Source organism: Amycolatopsis echigonensis, from assembly GCF_014174495.1.
GTDB classification, from domain to species: domain Bacteria; phylum Actinomycetota; class Actinomycetes; order Mycobacteriales; family Pseudonocardiaceae; genus Amycolatopsis; species Amycolatopsis echigonensis.
In genome coordinates this window covers 19,118-36,445 of record NZ_JACJHR010000011.1, presented here as the reverse complement: position 1 = coordinate 36,445, position 17,328 = coordinate 19,118, and the positions used below count along the sequence as shown (strand labels likewise).

Annotated in this window: 18 protein-coding genes; 13 read left to right on the top strand and 5 right to left on the bottom strand. The window is 69.6% G+C overall.

What is annotated here, in order from left to right:
• Positions 1 to 33: 33 nt before the first annotated feature.
• From H5411_RS10190 to H5411_RS10170, 5 genes are read left to right on the top strand one after another with little or no spacing between them, the layout of a single operon-like run.
• On the top strand, positions 34 to 1,641 hold the full coding sequence (locus H5411_RS10190) for a fatty acyl-AMP ligase (protein WP_183123698.1): 1,608 nt from the start codon (positions 34 to 36) through the stop codon (positions 1,639 to 1,641).
• Complete coding sequence (locus H5411_RS10185; protein ID WP_183123651.1) at positions 1,634 to 1,891, top strand: acyl carrier protein; 258 nt, start codon at positions 1,634 to 1,636, stop codon at positions 1,889 to 1,891. Before H5411_RS10190 ends, H5411_RS10185 begins: the two co-directional genes overlap by 8 nt.
• Before the next feature lies 1 nt (position 1,892).
• Positions 1,893 to 2,225, top strand: coding sequence for a hypothetical protein (locus H5411_RS10180; protein WP_101436406.1), 333 nt, complete (start codon positions 1,893 to 1,895; stop codon positions 2,223 to 2,225).
• Positions 2,225 to 5,413 (top strand): WXG100 family type VII secretion target, encoded by a 3,189-nt coding sequence (locus H5411_RS46970; protein WP_220816761.1) that lies wholly within the window; start codon positions 2,225 to 2,227, stop codon positions 5,411 to 5,413. The genes H5411_RS10180 and H5411_RS46970 overlap by 1 nt, the downstream gene beginning before the upstream one ends.
• 9 nt (positions 5,414 to 5,422) lie before the next feature.
• Positions 5,423 to 5,827: a hypothetical protein gene (locus H5411_RS10170; RefSeq protein ID WP_101436405.1), complete on the top strand. Its 405-nt coding sequence runs from the start codon at positions 5,423 to 5,425 to the stop codon at positions 5,825 to 5,827.
• Positions 5,828 to 5,869: 42 nt separating this feature from the next.
• Here the strand turns inward: H5411_RS10170 and H5411_RS10165 are convergent, their stop codons facing one another.
• The gene (locus tag H5411_RS10165; RefSeq protein WP_183123650.1) at positions 5,870 to 6,859 is read right to left on the bottom strand and encodes an NADP-dependent oxidoreductase; all 990 of its coding nucleotides are present in this window, start codon (positions 6,857 to 6,859) and stop codon (positions 5,870 to 5,872) included.
• 124 nt (positions 6,860 to 6,983) lie between these two features.
• Here H5411_RS10165 and H5411_RS10160 point away from each other — a divergent pair, with 124 nt between their 5' ends.
• From H5411_RS10160 to H5411_RS10140, 5 genes are all read left to right on the top strand, one after another.
• Positions 6,984 to 7,883 carry a LysR family transcriptional regulator gene (locus H5411_RS10160; protein ID WP_101436403.1) on the top strand — a complete coding sequence of 300 codons (900 nt, stop codon included), beginning with the start codon at positions 6,984 to 6,986 and terminating at the stop codon, positions 7,881 to 7,883.
• A gap of 109 nt (positions 7,884 to 7,992) precedes the next feature.
• Complete coding sequence (locus H5411_RS10155) at positions 7,993 to 8,916, top strand: patatin-like phospholipase family protein (RefSeq protein ID WP_183123649.1); 924 nt, start codon at positions 7,993 to 7,995, stop codon at positions 8,914 to 8,916.
• Positions 8,913 to 9,752 (top strand): SDR family NAD(P)-dependent oxidoreductase, encoded by an 840-nt coding sequence (locus H5411_RS10150; protein ID WP_183123648.1) that lies wholly within the window; start codon positions 8,913 to 8,915, stop codon positions 9,750 to 9,752. Before H5411_RS10155 ends, H5411_RS10150 begins: the two co-directional genes overlap by 4 nt.
• Positions 9,753 to 10,145: 393 nt before the next feature.
• Complete coding sequence (locus H5411_RS10145) at positions 10,146 to 10,544, top strand: STAS domain-containing protein (RefSeq protein WP_101436401.1); 399 nt, start codon at positions 10,146 to 10,148, stop codon at positions 10,542 to 10,544.
• Between the two features lie 104 nt (positions 10,545 to 10,648).
• Positions 10,649 to 11,614: a helix-turn-helix transcriptional regulator gene (locus H5411_RS10140; RefSeq protein ID WP_183123647.1), complete on the top strand. Its 966-nt coding sequence runs from the start codon at positions 10,649 to 10,651 to the stop codon at positions 11,612 to 11,614.
• Positions 11,615 to 11,619: 5 nt separating this feature from the next.
• Here H5411_RS10140 and H5411_RS10135 read toward each other — a convergent pair whose 3' ends face one another.
• The 4 genes from H5411_RS10135 to H5411_RS10120 form a co-directional block, all read right to left on the bottom strand.
• A complete protein-coding gene (locus tag H5411_RS10135) occupies positions 11,620 to 11,964 on the bottom strand; it encodes a J domain-containing protein (RefSeq protein WP_183123646.1) in 345 nt (114 codons plus the stop codon).
• Positions 11,965 to 11,967: 3 nt separating this feature from the next.
• Positions 11,968 to 12,372 (bottom strand): hypothetical protein, encoded by a 405-nt coding sequence (locus tag H5411_RS10130; protein WP_183123645.1) that lies wholly within the window; start codon positions 12,370 to 12,372, stop codon positions 11,968 to 11,970.
• Positions 12,373 to 12,391: 19 nt separating this feature from the next.
• Positions 12,392 to 12,586 (bottom strand): hypothetical protein, encoded by a 195-nt coding sequence (locus tag H5411_RS10125; RefSeq protein WP_183123644.1) that lies wholly within the window; start codon positions 12,584 to 12,586, stop codon positions 12,392 to 12,394.
• Positions 12,587 to 12,692: 106 nt separating this feature from the next.
• On the bottom strand, positions 12,693 to 13,124 hold the full coding sequence (locus tag H5411_RS10120) for an Hsp20/alpha crystallin family protein (protein ID WP_101436396.1): 432 nt from the start codon (positions 13,122 to 13,124) through the stop codon (positions 12,693 to 12,695).
• Positions 13,125 to 14,020: 896 nt separating this feature from the next.
• Between H5411_RS10120 and H5411_RS10115 the strand changes: the two genes are divergently transcribed.
• The 3 genes from H5411_RS10115 to H5411_RS10105 all read left to right on the top strand — a co-directional run bounded on the left by H5411_RS10115 (position 14,021) and on the right by H5411_RS10105 (position 17,221).
• Positions 14,021 to 14,338: a MerR family transcriptional regulator gene (locus H5411_RS10115; protein WP_101436395.1), complete on the top strand. Its 318-nt coding sequence runs from the start codon at positions 14,021 to 14,023 to the stop codon at positions 14,336 to 14,338.
• Positions 14,339 to 15,055: 717 nt separating this feature from the next.
• On the top strand, positions 15,056 to 15,388 hold the full coding sequence (locus H5411_RS10110) for a MerR family transcriptional regulator (protein ID WP_101436394.1): 333 nt from the start codon (positions 15,056 to 15,058) through the stop codon (positions 15,386 to 15,388).
• Between the two features lie 531 nt (positions 15,389 to 15,919).
• Positions 15,920 to 17,221 (top strand): hypothetical protein, encoded by a 1,302-nt coding sequence (locus H5411_RS10105; protein WP_101436392.1) that lies wholly within the window; start codon positions 15,920 to 15,922, stop codon positions 17,219 to 17,221.
• Positions 17,222 to 17,328: the final 107 nt, after the last annotated feature.

Genomic DNA, 17,328 nt, shown 5'->3' with positions numbered 1-17,328 from the left:
TCCCGGACGTCCGCGAGCGTGCCCGACGAGGTCATGCGCGTCTCGATCGTGGACCGGCTGTTCGCCCGCGCCGCCGACGAACGGCCGTTGTTCACCCACCAAGATCACCATCACGGCGTCGAGCACACGTGGACGTGGGCCGAATTCGCCGCCAAGGTCCGGATCGTGGCCGGGGAATTGCGCCGGGTCGCGGAGCCGGGCGAGCGCGTCGCGATCCTCGCCGGCCAGGAACTCGCTTACCCGCTGGCGTTTTTCGGCGCGCTCGCCGCCGGGATGGTCGCCGTTCCGCTGATGCTGCCCGGAAATCGCGCGCAGGCCGACCGGCTCTCCGGGGTCCTCGCCGACTCCGGCGCGCGAGTGTGGGCGACGTCGTCGGCTGCCGCGGCGAAGGTGCGCGAGTTCAGCGATCCCGGCGACCTCGTCGTGGTGGACGACCTGTCCGGGCCGGGGATCGACCCGGTCCGCGTCGATCCGGAAAGCCCGGCCTACCTGCAGTACACGTCGGGGTCGACGCGCGAGCCGGCGGGCGCGGTGATCCCGCACCGGGCGATCGTCGCGGCCTGCTGGCAGGCCAGCCAGGCGTACGCCTCGGACGAGCAGACGACCTGCGTCGGCTGGATTCCGTTCTTCCACGACATGGGCCTGATCCAGTTGCTGTGCCTGCCCGTCTACGTCGGCGGCCGGTCGGTGTTCATGTCCCCGGCGGAGTTCGTGCACCGGCCGCAGCGGTGGCTACGCCAGCTCTCGGACTATCCGGCCGTCTTCACCGCGGCCCCGAATTTCGCGTACGACCTGGCCGCCGACGTCGGCGCGGAGGACGACCTCGACCTCTCGGACGTCCGGATCGCGCTCAACGGAGCCGAACCTGTCCGGCCGCGCACGGTCGAGCGTTTCCACGAGGTGTTCGGCCCGCGGGGGTTCCGCCCGGAAGCGCATCGGCCGTCGTACGGGCTGGCCGAGGCCACGGTGTACGTCGCGAGCGCGGGGGAAGAAGGGCCGCGCGGCGCGGTGCTCGACCGGGAAGCCCTTGCTCAGGGCCGCGCCGTCGAAACGCCGGACGGGCAGCCGGTCATGTCGGTGGGACGGCCGGTCGGGCAGCTCGTCCGGATCGTCCACGACGGACACGAGCAGCCCGAGGGCGAGGTCGGCGAGATCTGGGTGCACGGCTCGAACGTCGCGTCCGGCTATTGGGGTCGCGGCGACGCGGACGCGTTCGGCGGCGTCCTCGACGGGCTTGTGGGCTGGCTGCGCACCGGAGACCTCGGCGTGTTCCACCGCGGCGACCTGTACGTCACCGGCAGGCTCAAGGACCTGATCGTCGTCGACGGCCGCAACTTCCACCCGCAGGACCTCGAGGCGGCGGCGGGCGAGGCACACCCGGCGATCCGCCGCGACCGGGTCGCCGCGTTCGGCGTCGCCGACGAACAGGGCGAGGGCGCGATGGTGGTCGCGGAATGGGCTCGGGACGCGGAAGCCGAGGTCAAGGATGTGACCCGGGCAGTACTGCGAGCGGTGTCGAGAGAGCACGATCTCACGCTCCGTGCGGTACACCTGGTCCCTTCTGGCGGACTTCCGCGCACTTCCAGCGGGAAGGTCGCCCGGTCGGCCGCCAAGGCGCGTTACGGTGGCGTCCGTGGGTGATCACTGCGCCGAGGTCACGAAGGTCGTCAGCGACACCTTCCGGCTCGACCCGGCCCTCGTCGTACCCGACGCTCCGCTCGAGGAGCTCGGCATCGACTCGAAGGGCCGGATCCGGCTTCTCGCGGCGCTGGAGATCTACTACGACGTGTCGATCGGTCTGGACGAGCTCGATCGGTTCACCGACGTGGAATCCGTGGCGGACGTGCTCGCGGAGGCCCTGACAGCTTGCCGAGCCGAGGAGAAGCACTGAAATGAGCGGTGGGGGCGGGTACACCGCGACGACCGATGCGTTGTCGAAGGCGTCGAAGAAGATCGGTGACCTGGCGGAAAAACTGCTTGACGACAATCCGGACCTGGAGAACTCCGAGCTGACCAAGGAGAAGTTCGGCCGGGTGCACCAGGCGCACGCCGACAAGTACCTCGAGGGCGCCAAGCAGCTGTGGGACGCGGTCTCCGGCTACAGCAAGGCTCTCGAATCGTTCGGCACGAACATCGGCACCGCCGGATCTGCCTACGACAAGAACGAGGACAACCAGGCCGGGTCCATCACCAAGACCGGCAACGGCGTCGACGGGATCCTCTGATGGCGGACAACCAGCAGCAGCCCAAGACGTGGGCGGATGTCAAGAAGCTGCTCGACAACTCGGCAGTGCCGGCGGGGATGAAGGACGAGCTGCTCCGGGCGTGGGTGAACGAGCACCCGAAGCCCGAGGGCGACGAGGGCGCGGACGTCGAAAAATACATCAACGCGTACGGGCGGACGTTCACCCCCATCCCCGGCAATCCGTTCGCGGCACCGGTCGGCGGCCCGTCGCTCGAGCAGGTCTACGAAGAGGCCAGGCAGAAGGGCCAGCAGAACAGCTACAACCAGGACGAGAAGAAAAAGGCAGTCGACAAGGGCAAGGACGAGCTCGACAAGTTGCAGCCGCCCGCACCCGGCGAAGGCGTGGACGCCGCGGCCACCGGCACGAAGACGTCCGACGAACTCTTCGACCCCGCGGCGGCCGCGCTGCGGGTGTTCGAGACCTTCGGCGGCCTGCTCGAGAAGATCCCCGACGACTGCAAGGGGAACACGCGCAAGCTCGACCTCGACAAGGACATCCGCGGCCCGTTCGACGAGCAGCGCGGGATCAGCTTCGAGGGTTTCATCAACGACGCCATGCATTTCAAGCACGGCTCGGAAACCGTGAAGTCGACGCTGACCGACACCGGAACCGAACTGGGCACGCTGTTCCAGACCTGGACCGGAGCGGGCGCCGACGCGGCGTCGGACCGGTACAACGAGAGCATCCAGAAGAAGGCCGCGAAACTGGGGGACGACCTCAGCCACGCCAGCGAAGCGACGCTGCACACCACGAAGACGCTCTTCGACCTGTGCAAGGGGAAGGCCGACCAGGTCATCGCTCTGTACCGCGATGAGGTCGGCAAGGCCGACTACACGATGGCGCAGAAGGTCATCGCGGTGGCCAACGGCGAGCACGGCAGCGTCAACGACCTGGCCCAGATCGCCGGCTGGATGGACTACAACTTCGGCACCAACCTGGTCGACACCCTCAACGACCAGGGCTGCTGCGACGACGACGAGATCCAGAGCCACGGCAAGGACCTCGCCAAGCAGTGGATCATGAACCAGTTCAACCCCGACATGTGGGACACCATCTACCTGGGGTTCGAGAAGGCCTGCAAGGACGCCAAGGACCTCATCGACAAGGCCTACGACGCGCTCGACAAAGAGATGGGCAAGATCAAGAACAAGTTCGAGGGCGCCGCGGACGGCGGGGCTGGCGCCTCGGGCGGTTCCGGTGGTCCTGGCGGCGGGGGGCAGGGTCCTGGCGGTGGCGGGCCCGGCGGTGGCGGTCAGGGTTCTGGTGGCGGCTACGGCGGTGGCCAGGACGGTTCTGGCGGCGGTTACGGCGGTGGTTCTGGCGGCGGGACCGGTGGGGAAACCGGTGGCGGCACTGGTGGGGGAGTTGGCGGCGGATCCGGTTCGGACACGCCGCAGGGCGACCATCCCGGTGGTTCCGGCGGTGGTTACGGGGGCGGCACCGGCGGAGGGTCGGGCTCGGGCAGCGGGTCCGGCGGTGGCGGCGCGAAGGTTCCCGACCTCGACGTCCCGTCCGATGCACCGGGCGGCGGTCCGCTCGGCGGGGGCTCGGGCGGAGGTTCCGGTGGCGGGACGGGCGGCGGCGGTCCGGTCGACGGTCCGCCGATCAAGACCGATCCCGGCGGCGGCTCCGGCGGGTCTGGCTCCGGCCCCGGCGGTTCGGGCCCGGGTGGTTCCGGCGGCGGGCAGGACCAGGCCCAGTCCGAGGAAGAGGCCCGGCAGAAGGCCGAACAAGAGGCCAAGCAAAAGGCTCAGGCGGAGGCCAAGCAAAAGGCTCAGGCGGAGGCCAAGCAAAAGGCCGAGGCCGCAATGGAGTCGCTGAAGAAGGACGCGCAGGGCAGTCACGGCGGCGCCCCCCTCGGCGGACCGGGCGGCGGCGAACCCGGTTCGACCGGCGGCGACGGCAAGGGCCCGGACGACAAGATCGCTGGCGACAAGACCCCTGGCGACAAGGGCGGCGGCGGTTCCCCGGGCGGCGGTCCGGTGGACGGTCCGCCGATCAAGACCGACCCCGCCGACGGCGGCCCCGGCGGCGAAGACGGCAAGCCAGGCGCGGACAAGGACCACGATGGCAAGCCCGATGACGGGAAGCCCGACGAAGACGACCGGGAGGTCCTGAAGGTCAAGCAGGGCAATAAGACGTTCGAGATGTCCGAGCCGGACCACGACGGCAAGATGGACATCAAGATCGGCGAGGGTTCCGGGCAGGTCAAGGACTTCAAGATCGACTGGTCCGACGACAAGTCCGCGCCCGACGGACAGCATGGCGCCGACGTCCACCACCCCGGTCCGGACGGCAAGATCCACCTCCGCGACGGCGACCTGAAGATCACCGCCGAGCGTCCGGACGGACCGAACGGGCCGACCGTCGTCACGGTCGACGACGGCAAGGGCAACCCGACGACGTACACGCTCGGCGAGGAGGACAAGCCGCAGGGCGCGCACGCGGTGGACCACGGCCCGCGGATGCCTGGCGACAGCACCGGGAGGCACCACGCGGGAGACGGTCCCCAGCACGGCGACGACGGTCCCGGCAAGCACGCCGGTGACCACCAGGGACCAGACGGTCCCGGGCGCGGCGGTGCCTCGCCGAGCAGCAGCCACCCCGCATCGGTGCATCCGATGGAGGGCGGACCAGGTCCGGAGATCTCGCACACCGGCGACCCGTTCGGCGGGCACCCAGGAGGTGGTCCCGGGACCTCGCACGGGGGCGATTCGCTCGGCGGTTCGGGACAGCACCCGGTCCAGCCGCTGCACCACGGCGTCCCGAGCGGGGCGCCGGGTCATGCCATGCCGGGTGGTCCCGGTCCGGAGATTGCGCACTCGGGCGTGCCCGCGGGTGCTCCGAGCGCTCCGCTGCACGGTGGCCCCGTGTCCGACAGCACGCCGGTGTCCGGCACCCAGTCCGGCGGCGGGTTCTCGCAGCCGGGAGCACCGGCAGGCGACCATTCCGGCGGATCCGGCCAGTCGGGGTCCGGCGGTTCCGGGATGCCCGGCATGGGCTCGATGGGCGGCGGACACGGCGGCGGTGGCGGCGGTGGCGACACCGAGCGGCGTTCCGCATACCGCGTGGAGGGTGCGGTCTTCGACAACCTGGCCGAGCCCGCCAGCCGGATCACCGGTTCCCTCGACGATGACGACGACGCGCCGATCATCCGGACCAGGTAGGAGCGACGCATGAGCGAAACCGCCGCGATGAAGGCCGAACTGGACGCGCTGGTCCGGGAGCAGGCCGACCGCCGGGCGCTGCGCGAGCAGAAGGCCGAGGAGCTCAAGGCGCAGTCCCAGGAGTACATGACCAAGCAGGTGCAGGCGGCCGAACGGTACGTCCAGCATCGGCGGGAACTGGGGAAGCGCAAGACCAAGTCCGGGTGGAGCACGGACCGGCCGAGCACCGAACCGCCCTCGGCGTTCGATTCCGACGAGTTCGGCAACGAGCCGGGCTCGGCGTCCCCGTTCGCGGTGACGCCGAACCAGCCCGCTCTGCGGACCGAGGCTCCGCGCCGTCCGACGCGTCGCCCGCGTCCGGCGGAAGACGACGAGGACGACGACGCCTTCCTCAACAACCGTTGGCGTGATTGAGGTTCTGCCCCGGGAGGGGGCTTCGCGGCTCCCTCCCGGCGGTCAGACCCGGACCAGCATTTTCCCGACGTTCTCTCCGCGCAGCATCCCGATGAACGCGTCCACGATGCTGGAAAACCCTTCTGCCACAGTCTCATTGACGCGCACCTGCCCGCCGCGGATGTGCGGAATCAGGAATTCCTCGAGTTCTTCGCACGCGTCGAGGTGATTGCGCACCAGAAACCCTTCGATCCGAAGGCTTTTCCCGACCACGTCGTACAGGTTGTGGGGCGCGCTCGGCGGCGTGCGCAGGCTGTTGTACTGCGCGACCGAACCGCACCAGGCGACCCGGCCGTGCTCGCGCAGAACGTCGATCGCGGCGGCGAGGTGATCGCCGCCGACGTTGTCGAAGTACACGTCGATTCCGTCCGGAGCCGCTTTCGGGAGCAGGTCCGCGACCGGACCGTCGTGGTAGTCGAAGGCGGCATCGAACCCGAGGTCGCGGGTCAGATGCTCGACCTTCGCCGCTGACCCGGCACTGCCGACGATCCGTCCCGCGCCGAGCAACCGGGCGATCTGCCCGGCCGCGCTGCCCACCGCGCCGGCGGCCGCGGAGATGAACACGTCGTCGCCGGGACGGATCTGCGCGATCCGGGTCAGGCCGACGTACGCGGTGAGACCGGTCCCGCCGAGAATGCCCAGGTAAGCACTCAGCGGAACGCCGTCCGCCGGGGTGATCGTCCGGACGTCGGCGGCGGTGAGGACGGCGTGGGTAGCCCAGCCGTGCCGGTGGAACACCGTGGTGCCGACCGGAAGAGTCGGCTCTTTCGACTCGACCACCTCGCCGAGCGAGCGCCCTTCCAGACCCGCGCCGCGTTCCCAGCCGCCCCATTCCATGAACTCGCGCATGTACGGATCGACCGACAGGTAACGGTTTTCGACCAGCACCTGTCCGCCGGCGAGATCCGGCAGCGGCTGGGTGACGAACTCGAAATCGGCGGCGCTCGGCGCGCCCTCGGGGCGGCGGACCTGGCGGACGGCGGTCAGGGACACGGGATCTCCTTAGTTGGCTCTGCCCAGCAACTCAAGCGCGTCGAAGCCGCCTGCGGCAGACCGCCGGATCGATGGACCGAGCCAATCCATGAATCTCGCTCATGGTGCTGGCTAGGCTGGCCGCATGGATGCTGTCGACCTCACTCCGGGCGAGCTGCGCCTGCTGCTCGCGGTGGAGCGCGCCGGCAGTTTCACCGCCGCTGCCGCCGAGCTGAGCCTCACTCAGTCCGCGATCTCGCACGCCGTCCGGACCTGCGAACGCAAGGTCGGCGCCGTCCTTTTCGAGCGCGGCCGAACCGGTGCCCGCCCGACCGCGGCCGGTGCTCGCGCGCTCGTGCACGCCCGGCTGATCCTGCGTCAGCTCGACGTCCTCCGCGCCGAAGCTCGAGGCGCGGCAGCCGGAACGCTCACCGGCCCGCTGCGGATCGCGGCTTTCCGCAGTGCCGCCGCGCATCTCCTGCCCGCGGCGCTGGAACGCTTGACCGCCAAGCATTCCGGCCTGCGCCCGCAGGTGCTGGTCGTCCCCGAACTAGGCCGCGGCACGGCGGGCGAGGTCGCCGACGGACGCGCGGACGTCGCCATCGCGACCCTCAGCGAAGACGAACCCCCGCCGGCCGGATTGGTCGCCGGAGAACTGTTCCGGGAGCCGTATTTCCTCGTCAACCCGGGAAACCAGGCCGATCCGCGTGCTCTGCCGCTGCTCGACTGGCCGGAAAACTGCTCCTCCTACACCCGATCCTGGTGGGCCCGGCAGGACTGGCTGCCCGCGGCGAAGATGGAGGTCGCCGACGACGGGGTGGTCCTTTCCATGGTGGCGCAAGGGATCGGGATGGCGATCCTGCCGAAGCTCACGCTCGCCGCCGCCGCGCCGGGAGTCACGGTCACCCCGATCGCCGACCCGCCCAGCCGGCGGGTCGGGTACGTCGCCACCTATGCCGGTGCGCAATCCCTCGCGGTGCGCGAACTGGTACGGGAATTGCGGGCGGTGGCCGAGGCGCAGGCGGTTCAGGAAAACGTGTACTAGATCCGCGGCTGGTCGCTCTCGAACTCCGGTGCCCGTCTGAGCCGGTTGCCCTGCTCGCAGAAATGACATACGGTTCCGCCACTGACACGCGATTCCGCAGAGGTGGCCGATGACCCAACGCGCACTGGTGCTCGGTTGTGGCGGCACCCTCGGCTTCGCCTGGACCGCAGCCGTCCTCGCCGCGGTCGAGGAGCAGTGGGGATGGGACTCGCGCGAGGCCGACGTCCTGGTCGGCACCTCGGCGGGCGCGGAGATGGCGGCGTTTCTCGGCTCGGGCATCGGGGTCGGCGAGATCATGGCCGCGCTGCTCGGAGAACCCGCCGACGAACGGGTCCGGCGCCATCTCGCTCAGCATCCGGGCATGCTGCCGCCCTTGCCGACACCGGTTTGGCCTGGTCTCGGCCTCACTGCCGCGGCATTGCGGGGTCGCGTCGATGTGCTGGCCGGGCTGGCTGGTGTCGTGCCGAGGGGGCGCGGCGACGCTGGATGGCTGCGCGATCTCGGCACCGCGTTGGCCAACGCTGACGGCTGGGTGGACCATCCGCGGACCTGGCTCGTCGGGGCAGATATCCGCACGGGGGAGCGGGTCGCGTTCGGGAATTCGCGCCGAACTCAGCTCGGCACGGCGATTGCCGCGTCCTGGGCGATTCCGGGATGGTTTCCGCCGGTGGCCATCGACGGCCGCAGGTACGTCGACGGCGGCACCGTCTCGCCGACGTCCGCCGATCTCGTTCTCGCGACTGGCGTCGAGGAGGTCGTGGTCATTCCGCCGATGTCCACCTCCGGGGGTGCATCCGGCCGCGGTTTCGCGCGGGTCGAACGACTGGCCCGACGTGCGATGACCCGGCGCGTCGACGCCGAGGTGAAGCAACTCCGCGCCGCCGGTGTCCGGGTGCTCCGGATCGAACCCGGGCAGGCCGAATTGGACGTCATGGGGCCGAATTTCATGGACCTGCGCCGCCGCGCCGCCGTGCTCCGCGCGGTGACCCCGGCGCGGGTCCGCACCGCCATCGAAGAAGGAGCGACCCCATGACCTACCCCAAGATCGACCTCGACGGCGCGTCCGTCGCGATCACCGGTGGGGGTGCCGGAATCGGCCGTGCGGTCGCGAAGTTCTTCGCGCGCAAGGGAGCGCGCGTCGCGATCGGGGACCTCAACCAGGCGGCTGCCGAGGAAACCGCCGAGCTGGTCGGCGGCACCGCTCACCACCTCGACGTCGCCGACCGCGACTCGTTCGCGTCTTTCCTCGCCGCGGCCGAGAAGGCCCACGGACCGTTGCACGTGCTGGTGAACAACGCCGGCCTCATGCCGAACGGCGGGTTCCTCGAACTCGCCGACGCCACCGACCGGCTGCAGATCGACGTCAACCTCGGCGGCGTCCTCAACGGCATGAAGCTCGCCCTGCCCGGCATGGTCGAACGCGGTTTCGGCCACGTTGTCAACGTCGCCTCGCTGGCAGGCAAGTTCCCGGTCAAGGGGCTGGCCGTCTACAACGCGACCAAGTTCGCCGTCGTGGGGCTGACGGCCGCGACCCGCCTGGAGTTCGCGGACGCGGGCGTCAGCATCACCGCCGTACTGCCGTCGGCCGTCGACACCGCGCTCGCCTCCGGCCTGGACATGCGGCCGATCCCCAAGGTGCAGCCGGAAGACGTCGCCAAGGCGGTTGTCGATTCAGTGCACAACCGCCGCGCCGAAATCGCTGTCCCCGGCTATGTCGGCCTGCTCGCCACGGCTGCGGGGGTCACCCCCGAGCCGGTCCTCAACCGGGTCCGGCGGCTGGTCCGCGACGACCGCGCTCTGCACTCGGACCGCCCGGAGCGCACGGCGTATCGGGCGAATCTCGAGGCACAGCAAGGAACTCGGCGGTAGCCAGGCGACCAGGCGCAACCCGGTTGCGCGATGCCCACGACCGGACTGACCTGCAGGTTCGCCCGCTCAGCAGCAGCTGCCGACGGCCCTCGGCGACGAACGCTTCGCCGCGGCGTACGAGAGCGGCTGCCAGCTGCCCGCGCCGCTCGCGGTGCCCCGAACCGACCCGGCTGGGCTTCGTCGGACGCTGTCCAGCTGATCGGTTCGTTTTCCGGGTAGCCGGGGTTCGGTTCCGCCGCTAGACCGTTTCCGACGAGCCCTGCACGGTGGAGACAACCCCCGGTCAATCCGGATTCGAGAGGTCGGCAACCGAGCAGTGAGATTCAGCGGTGCCTTCGGGAAGCGATGCCCCTCGCGGCGTAGGCCACACAGACGACAGGAAGAGACCCGCTGATGTCCGAGACAACCGAACGGCCGCTGCGCCCCGGCGGCCTGGCGATCCGGAGCGGGGCCGTGGGCTCCCTCGTGCTGGTACGGCTGAGCGGTGCGCTCGATCTCGCCACCGCCGACGACCTCGCCGACGTGCTGGACACTCAGCTGCGGACCGGCCGCGACATCGTGCTCGACTGCACCGGACTGGACTTCATGGCCGTCGTCGGGATGTCGCTGATGCTCGGCACCCACCGCGCCGCTCGCGCCAAAGGGCGCCGGCTGATCGTGGTGACCGGCGGCAACCGCGCCGTGCTGCGGCCGCTGAGCGTCACCCGGGTCGACGTCCTGCTCCACCTCGCCGCCAGCATCGACGACGCCTGCGCCGAGTTGAGCGGTTTGGCACCCGGCTCGCGCGGGTAACCGGGGCGCTGCCCCGCGACAGACGACGTCGGAGGTCCTTGGACGACGCCGAAGGACCCGCCGGGGTTCTTGCTGCCGGCGTGGGACGGAGGACGAACCGGCGTATGTCCACCCCAGGACACGTGGTGTTCGACAGCGACGACCTGGACCGCACCGAGGAATTCCTCTGCTATTCCTACGCCCCGATGCGGATCGGCAGCGGCAGCCGCGACGCGGGCGCCCGCATCACCCGGGTCGCCACGGAGACCGTCAGCGCCGACGAGCTCGACCTGCACTTCGACATGAGCTACGACGTCGACCCGCTGGGCCGGATCTGCCTCTGCGACATCGAAGCCGGAACCATCGAGGACCACCGGGTCGCCGGGTGGACCGAATCCGCCGACTTCGCCCCCGGCGACCTGTTCTCCTTCGCCCCGCCCGACCGCCCGTACTCGGGCCGGATCTGCCGGGCCCGCTACAGCATCACCATGCTCGACCCGGCCGTCCTGACCCGCGTCGCGGGCACCGAAAAGCCGGTCAAGCTGCTCGACCACATCCCGGTGTCGGCCGCGGGTGCCGAGCACCTGCGCAACGCCATCACCTACCTGCGGGATCAAGTCCTCTCCGCTCCGGACATCGGCGAGCATCCGCTGCTGGTCAGCACCGCGACCCAGCACCTCGCCGCCGCCGTGCTCACGGCGTTTCCCACGACCGCGTCGGAGGAGCGCGCCGGCTCCGATCTCGACGCGCATCCCCAGGCTTTGCGCCGCGCGATCGCGTTCATCGAAGCCAATCCCCATCGGGATCTCACCGCCGCCGACCTGGCCCAGGCGGCTGGAGTGTCCTCGCGGGCCGTGCAGCTGGCGTTTCGAAGGCACCTCGACCTGACGCCGATGGCTTATCTGCGGCGCGTCCGTCTCGACCATGCGCGGGCGGAGCTAAAGGCTGCTGCTCCGGGGCAGACGACTGTCACCCAGGTTGCGGCGCGTTGGGGTTATACGCGGCCCAGCGTTTTCACTGCCCACTACCGCGCTGCGTACGGCGAGCTTCCGTCGCGCACTCTTCAGGACATCAGTACGAAGTCCATTTAGGACAGTCAGCGCCTGCGCGGACCAGGCTGATACCGCACCGGTCCAACGCGCAGGTCGGGTTCCTGCCGGGCGGCGGACGCAGTGTCATCGCGGTGGACGTCATCGCGGTGGACCCGGACGGGCACGGCGGTGCCGGACGGCGACTCCCGCGTGCGCTCACGGTCGGTCTTCGCGGCAGTGCGCAACAACCGGTACGCGGCGATCACCGCGGCCAGCCGTTCGGCGTCTCCTCCGGAAGCGTCCGGGTGAAGCTCCCGCACCAGGCGTCGGTACGCGAGCGTGATGTCCCGCTGGCTGGCTGCCGAGGTGAGGCCCAGCACGGCGTACGGGTCGCTGCGAGGCTCCGGCACCGCTCACCCCCTGCGCGGTTCTTTACCGGTGAGGGACGGATCGGCGTCGACGACCAGGCGGCTGAGGCACGCGTAGTAGTCGCGGGCCGCCTCGTCCGCCCGATCGAGCGCCTGGCGCAGCTCGGTCAGCAGCCGGGCCGCCCGCGTCAGGTTTTCGGTCGGGTCGCCGCCTTCCTGAGTGCGCAACAACCGGATCCGCGCGTGTTCGTCCAGCCGCACCGCGGCGGTCGCCGTCAGCTCGGCCAACCCGCCGGTCAGCTGCACCAGGTACCACCCGACCTGCCGCAGATGGTCGTGGGTCACCCCGCCGGCCGCGGCGTCCAGCAACTGCCGGGTGGCCTGAGCGAGGGACCGGGAGGCCGCGTCCAGGAAGTGCCCGGGCCGGGGAGATCGCCGCGGGCGCGCCATTTGGGGTTCACCACCTTCGTCACTGGTGCTGGGTGCTGGCCTCGGGAACGGGATCGTCGGGCGGGACCGGCCGCTGCTGCTCGGCCACGTCGACCGGATCGGCGGCCACGCCGTCCACTGCCTGTTCGACGGCCGCCGCGTCGTCCGCCCAGTCGGGAGGTTCGATTTCGTGCTGCTGGTCCGCCGCGTCGTTTTCCGGGATGTCCCACGCCATCTCGGTACCTCCAGTGCGTGTCCGGGGCCGCGTCCAAGGACGTGGCCCCGCCTTGACGGGCCAGGCATGGTCGTCGACGGCGGGGCCGCGCGGCAGGGATGGGGGTTCAGGCGTTGATCTTCTTGCGCTCCTCTCCGCCGGAGATGCTGATCTTGCGCGGCTTGGCCCGCTCCGCCACCGGGATCCGCAAGGTCAGCACACCGGCTTCGCAGCTGGCCTCCACGTGCTCGGCGTCCAGCGTTTCGCCGAGGAACAACTGCCTGCTGAACGTGCCGCGGGGACGCTCGGCGACCTGCACGTCGTCGTTCTCGCCGTAATCCGGGCCGCGTTCGGCCTTCACGGTGAGCACGTTGCGTTCCACGTCCACGTCGATCGCGTCCGCCGGCACCCCGGGCAAATCGAACTTGACGATGTAGTCGTCCCCGGAGCGGTACGCGTCCATCGGCATCGCCGCCGGGCGGGTGGCGGTGCCGTCCGTGCCGAAGAGCTGCTGAGACAGCCGGTCCAGCTCCCGGAACGGGTCTGTGCGCATCAACATGACCACTGACTACCTCCTGCTCCGCTTGTCATCGCGGGCCGCAGCGGTATCCGCGTCCCGTCACACTGCTCCCAGTCGATAAACCTGTTCTCGACGGCACACTTTCGGTTGAACGCGGGGCGGCCGTCGCCTTGACCGCCCGGGAAACGCACGGCCCCGCCGATCCCGGGCAGACCGGGGACGGCGGGGCCGGAGCGCGGTGTCGGATCCGCGTCTGCCGAGAACCGAGCAACTCTCGCGTCCGGCCTCGGACAAGCACGGCTGGGTGTCGCGCGATCACCGCCGGACGGCGGAGGCGCGGCGGGCTCGCATCGCTTCGCCACGAGACGCGGGGGCGGGCCTTGGTGCGCAACGCCCCGGTCCTGCTGCGGCCCAGTCATTGCCGCGCGCTGCCGACGTCCAGCTCCGATTCGAACGCGACGGTGTATCACCTCCCCGTTCGCGCCGTCGTTTCATTGCACAGCAGCACCATCGCGAGCAAACAGCGGAGGAGACCTGGCCCCACGCCACCGTCGCGCCGCCAGCAACCGCTCGCTCGACCTCTCCGGGGTCTCCCGCACCGCCCGAATTCCGCTGGGGCGGCGCGCCGGAACCGGTTCCGGGGGCCGCGGCCTGTCGCGAGGAGGAACGGCGGGGAAGTTCGCGGCCACGATCGCGTCGAATTCCGCGCGTGCCCACTCCGGGTCCGCGCAGACCAGCTCGGCGAACGCCGTGCCGGCTGTCCGTTCGGTGGCCTCCGGCATCGTGAATCACTCCCAGACCATCTCTCGATGGGCCTACCAGCCATTCACAGCTTCTGCTTGAACTTATAGCCCGCACTGGAGATTGTGTCAAGCACGCAACGTAGATAATGTGGGTGATGCCGACCGGCGTCCCCGTCGAGCGAAGGAGCGCCCATGACTGACCTCGGCAAGCTCGACGACGAGGACTACCCGGCCTTCACCACGGGGCAGGCCGCCGAACTTCTCGACGTCCAGCAAGCCTTCCTGCGCAGCCTGGACAGCGCCGACGTGGTGCGCCCGCAGCGGTCCGGCGGCGGGCACCGGCGATACTCCCGCCGTCAGCTGGCCTTCATCGCTCGTCTGCGAGAACAGCTCGACACCGGACACACCCTCGCCGCGGCGGACCGCATCGTGGGCCTGGAGGACGAACTCGCCGACGCCAAGCAGGAAATCGCCGACCTTCGCCGCCGGCTGGACGACGCCGGCCGCTGACCCCGACGCGCCGAAGAAAATCTATGCTGACCGGAGTAGACATTCGGTCGCGGCTGTGTGTAGTCTTCTGGTCGTACCGAGAAAGACAACGTCAATCAGGCGCGGGAGATGACGTAACTGCCCGCGAAGTGAGATGAGCCGGTCAGGCGGTGCGGAGCCGATCAGTAAAACGGGTTCCGTCCGGTGACCGGGAGCAGTAACCCCGGGGCCGGGTTGTGCATCAAGTTGTTTCGGAAGTACCGGCCCCGGGGGCGAGAAGTGCAAGACGCGGGCGGAGCGAGTGCGCCCGCGAAGTTCAGTGGTAGTTGAAGTGCAAGTGCAGGACCGGTCAGGTGGCCGGGGCCGATCAGTGAACGGGCTCCGGGCAGTGACCAGCGGCGTCAGCGTGCTGGGACCGATCAGGTGAAGGGGTTCCCCGGCGGTGGCGTTCGCAGGAAGTGAAAACGCAGTACCCAGCAGGAGAAAACCGGAAGAAAGGGAAAGGGAACATCATTGGATCGCCCGCAGCGGCCGGAAAGCGCCGCGCGGGTGCCGCAGTCCCATCGAGTTCGGAGGTGGTTCTCGGTCACGAATGAGCGATCCCCGCAACACCCGGCCGTATGCCGGACGCGGGTGCAGGAAGCCGGCCTTCGCGCCGGTTGACAATGGTGAAACCCAACCCTTGAGGACCCCGGGTGCCGCACAGGCACCCGGGGTCCTTTCTGACGTGGAGGTGGAATGATCCCTGACCAAGAAGGACCGGCCACGCCCAACGGGGCCGACAAGTTCGACGACGAGCACTACCCCGCCTACACCATGGGCCGGGCCGCCGACATGCTCGGCACCAGCCAGAACTTCCTGCGCAGCCTCGACGAAGCCGGCCTGATCACGCCGCAGCGTTCGCCAGGCGGACACCGCCGCTACAGCCGGCACCAGCTGCGCCTGGCCACCCGCGTACGGGAACTGGTGGACCAGGGCACCGCCGTGGAAGCCGCTTGCCGCATCGTCACCCTCGAAGACCAGCTCCACGAAGCCCAGCGCCTCAACGCGGAACTCCGCGCAGAGGACTGAAGCTTCCCGCGACCTGCCCCGGCACGCGACGTCGATGTCGCGTGCCGTTCGTGCGTTGTGGGGGAAGATGCTGTCCGCGGGGCGCTGTCAAGCAACGCGACGGCGACTGACCGGAATTCACCGGATCTCTTCGGACACTGACGGGATCCAGCTGGCCCGCAAATCCGGGGATAAACCGGGGAGCCGATCTCGCTCGGCCGCGACCGACAAGCCGCTGACCGGGAAGGAGTGGTGGGCCGCCTGGGGCTCGAACCCAGAACCTACGGATTAAAAGCCCGCGGGTTCGATCGCGGCGATCTTGAAACGGGCTTCGATTGCAGGGCTTCTACCTGCGGTTTTGGCGACTTCAAGATCATGTTTGCGGTTGCTAACGGGCAGTCTGGGCTCCGTTATGTCTCCGTTCTTCCTGCTGTGCTCAAGCGGGTCCGCGACACGGGTTGACCTGGGGTTTTGCCTCGTTCGCGCGGGGGTTCGATGTCTGGCATTACCGTCTGACCGAACGGACGAAGGCAGGCGTGTGGAGGTTGATGGGTGGATACGAATGTCGTACCGCTGGGCGAGCGCATTCTGCGGTCCGTTCTGAATCACGTCGTCGCGAATGGTGATGCGGCGGAGACGAGCTATCTCGAAGCCAAGAGCACCGTGGACATCGCCTCGAAGCCGGGGCTGGTGAAGATCGCCAAGTTTCTCCTGGCCTGCGCGAACCGGCTGCCCGAGGATGCGGCCCGGCACTTCAAGGGCTACGCCGTGCTGGTGATCGGCGCGCAGCAAGGCGAGGCGGGTGGTGTCGCTCGCGGTGCGGAGCCCCACGAGCTCGCGGACCGGCTCCGGCCCTACCTGGGTGCGACGTTCCCCGGCTTCGAGTTCGGCCGGATCAGCGCGGACGGCGATCGGGAGGTGCTATTCGTCATCGGGCTGCCACCCGAGGACGGGCAACCGATCTACCCCTGCCACAAGGCGTACGGCGTGCCCGGAGAAGACCAGCTGGCCGATGGCGCGATCTACGTTCGCGATCACAGCAACACCAGGACCGCGAACGCCGGCGAGATCATGGCGCTGACCGACCGGGCTCGCGGTGTCCCGCGGCCTCCGATCACCCTCGACATCGACCTCCTCGGCTCCATCAGCCGGGTGGACCGGGTCGCGGAGATCCTCGACCGGCTGTATGACCTCGAAGAGCAGCAATACCTCGAGCCGCCGTCGAAGGAGAAGACGTCGCCGCTGCCTGGCTATGTCCCACCGGGACTGTTCGGCGACACGGTGACGCCGACGACCGAGGATCGGGCCGCGCGGCTGGACGCATGGAGGCAAGCGCGCCCGACGCACATCGAGGCAGGCCGTGCACACTTGTTCGGCGTAGCCCTCGACGGTGTGGGAGTGCGCGTGGTCAGCCGGGACCGGTTCGTCGCCAGACCGGAAATCGTCCTGACCTTCCACAACTGCGAGATCGCCGACTTCGACGAGCGTGACGAGGCGGACTTGTCGCGGCTGGTCGAGCCGGTCCGGGGGCGCGAGACTTCGCACTGGAGCGTGCTCGATTCGGTGGCTTCGCGGATAACCCCGCGCGGCTACCCAGTGGACTGGGCACAGCGCGGCGCGAACGCCGAGGTAACGCTCACACCGGAGTCGTTGCGGCCGAACGTGGAGTGGCGCACTGAAGTGGACGACTACGTGCTCGTGGCCCGCGACCCGCAGGCCACCTCCGTGCGCGTGACCTGGGTGCTCACCGAAGACAGCAGCGACCTGACAACCCAGGGCGAGATGGCCGTCCCCGCCGGCCCGCTCGTGGACGCCGCCGAACTGGTCAAGACGGCCTTCCTGAACGAGCACTGACACTCGATCCGCACGCGGACCTGCATGCGCCGGTCCGAACCCCGGACGCACGCCTCCCGGATAAGCGGGTGATCACCGCGCCCGGTCGGGCTGCGAAAGGATGGTGG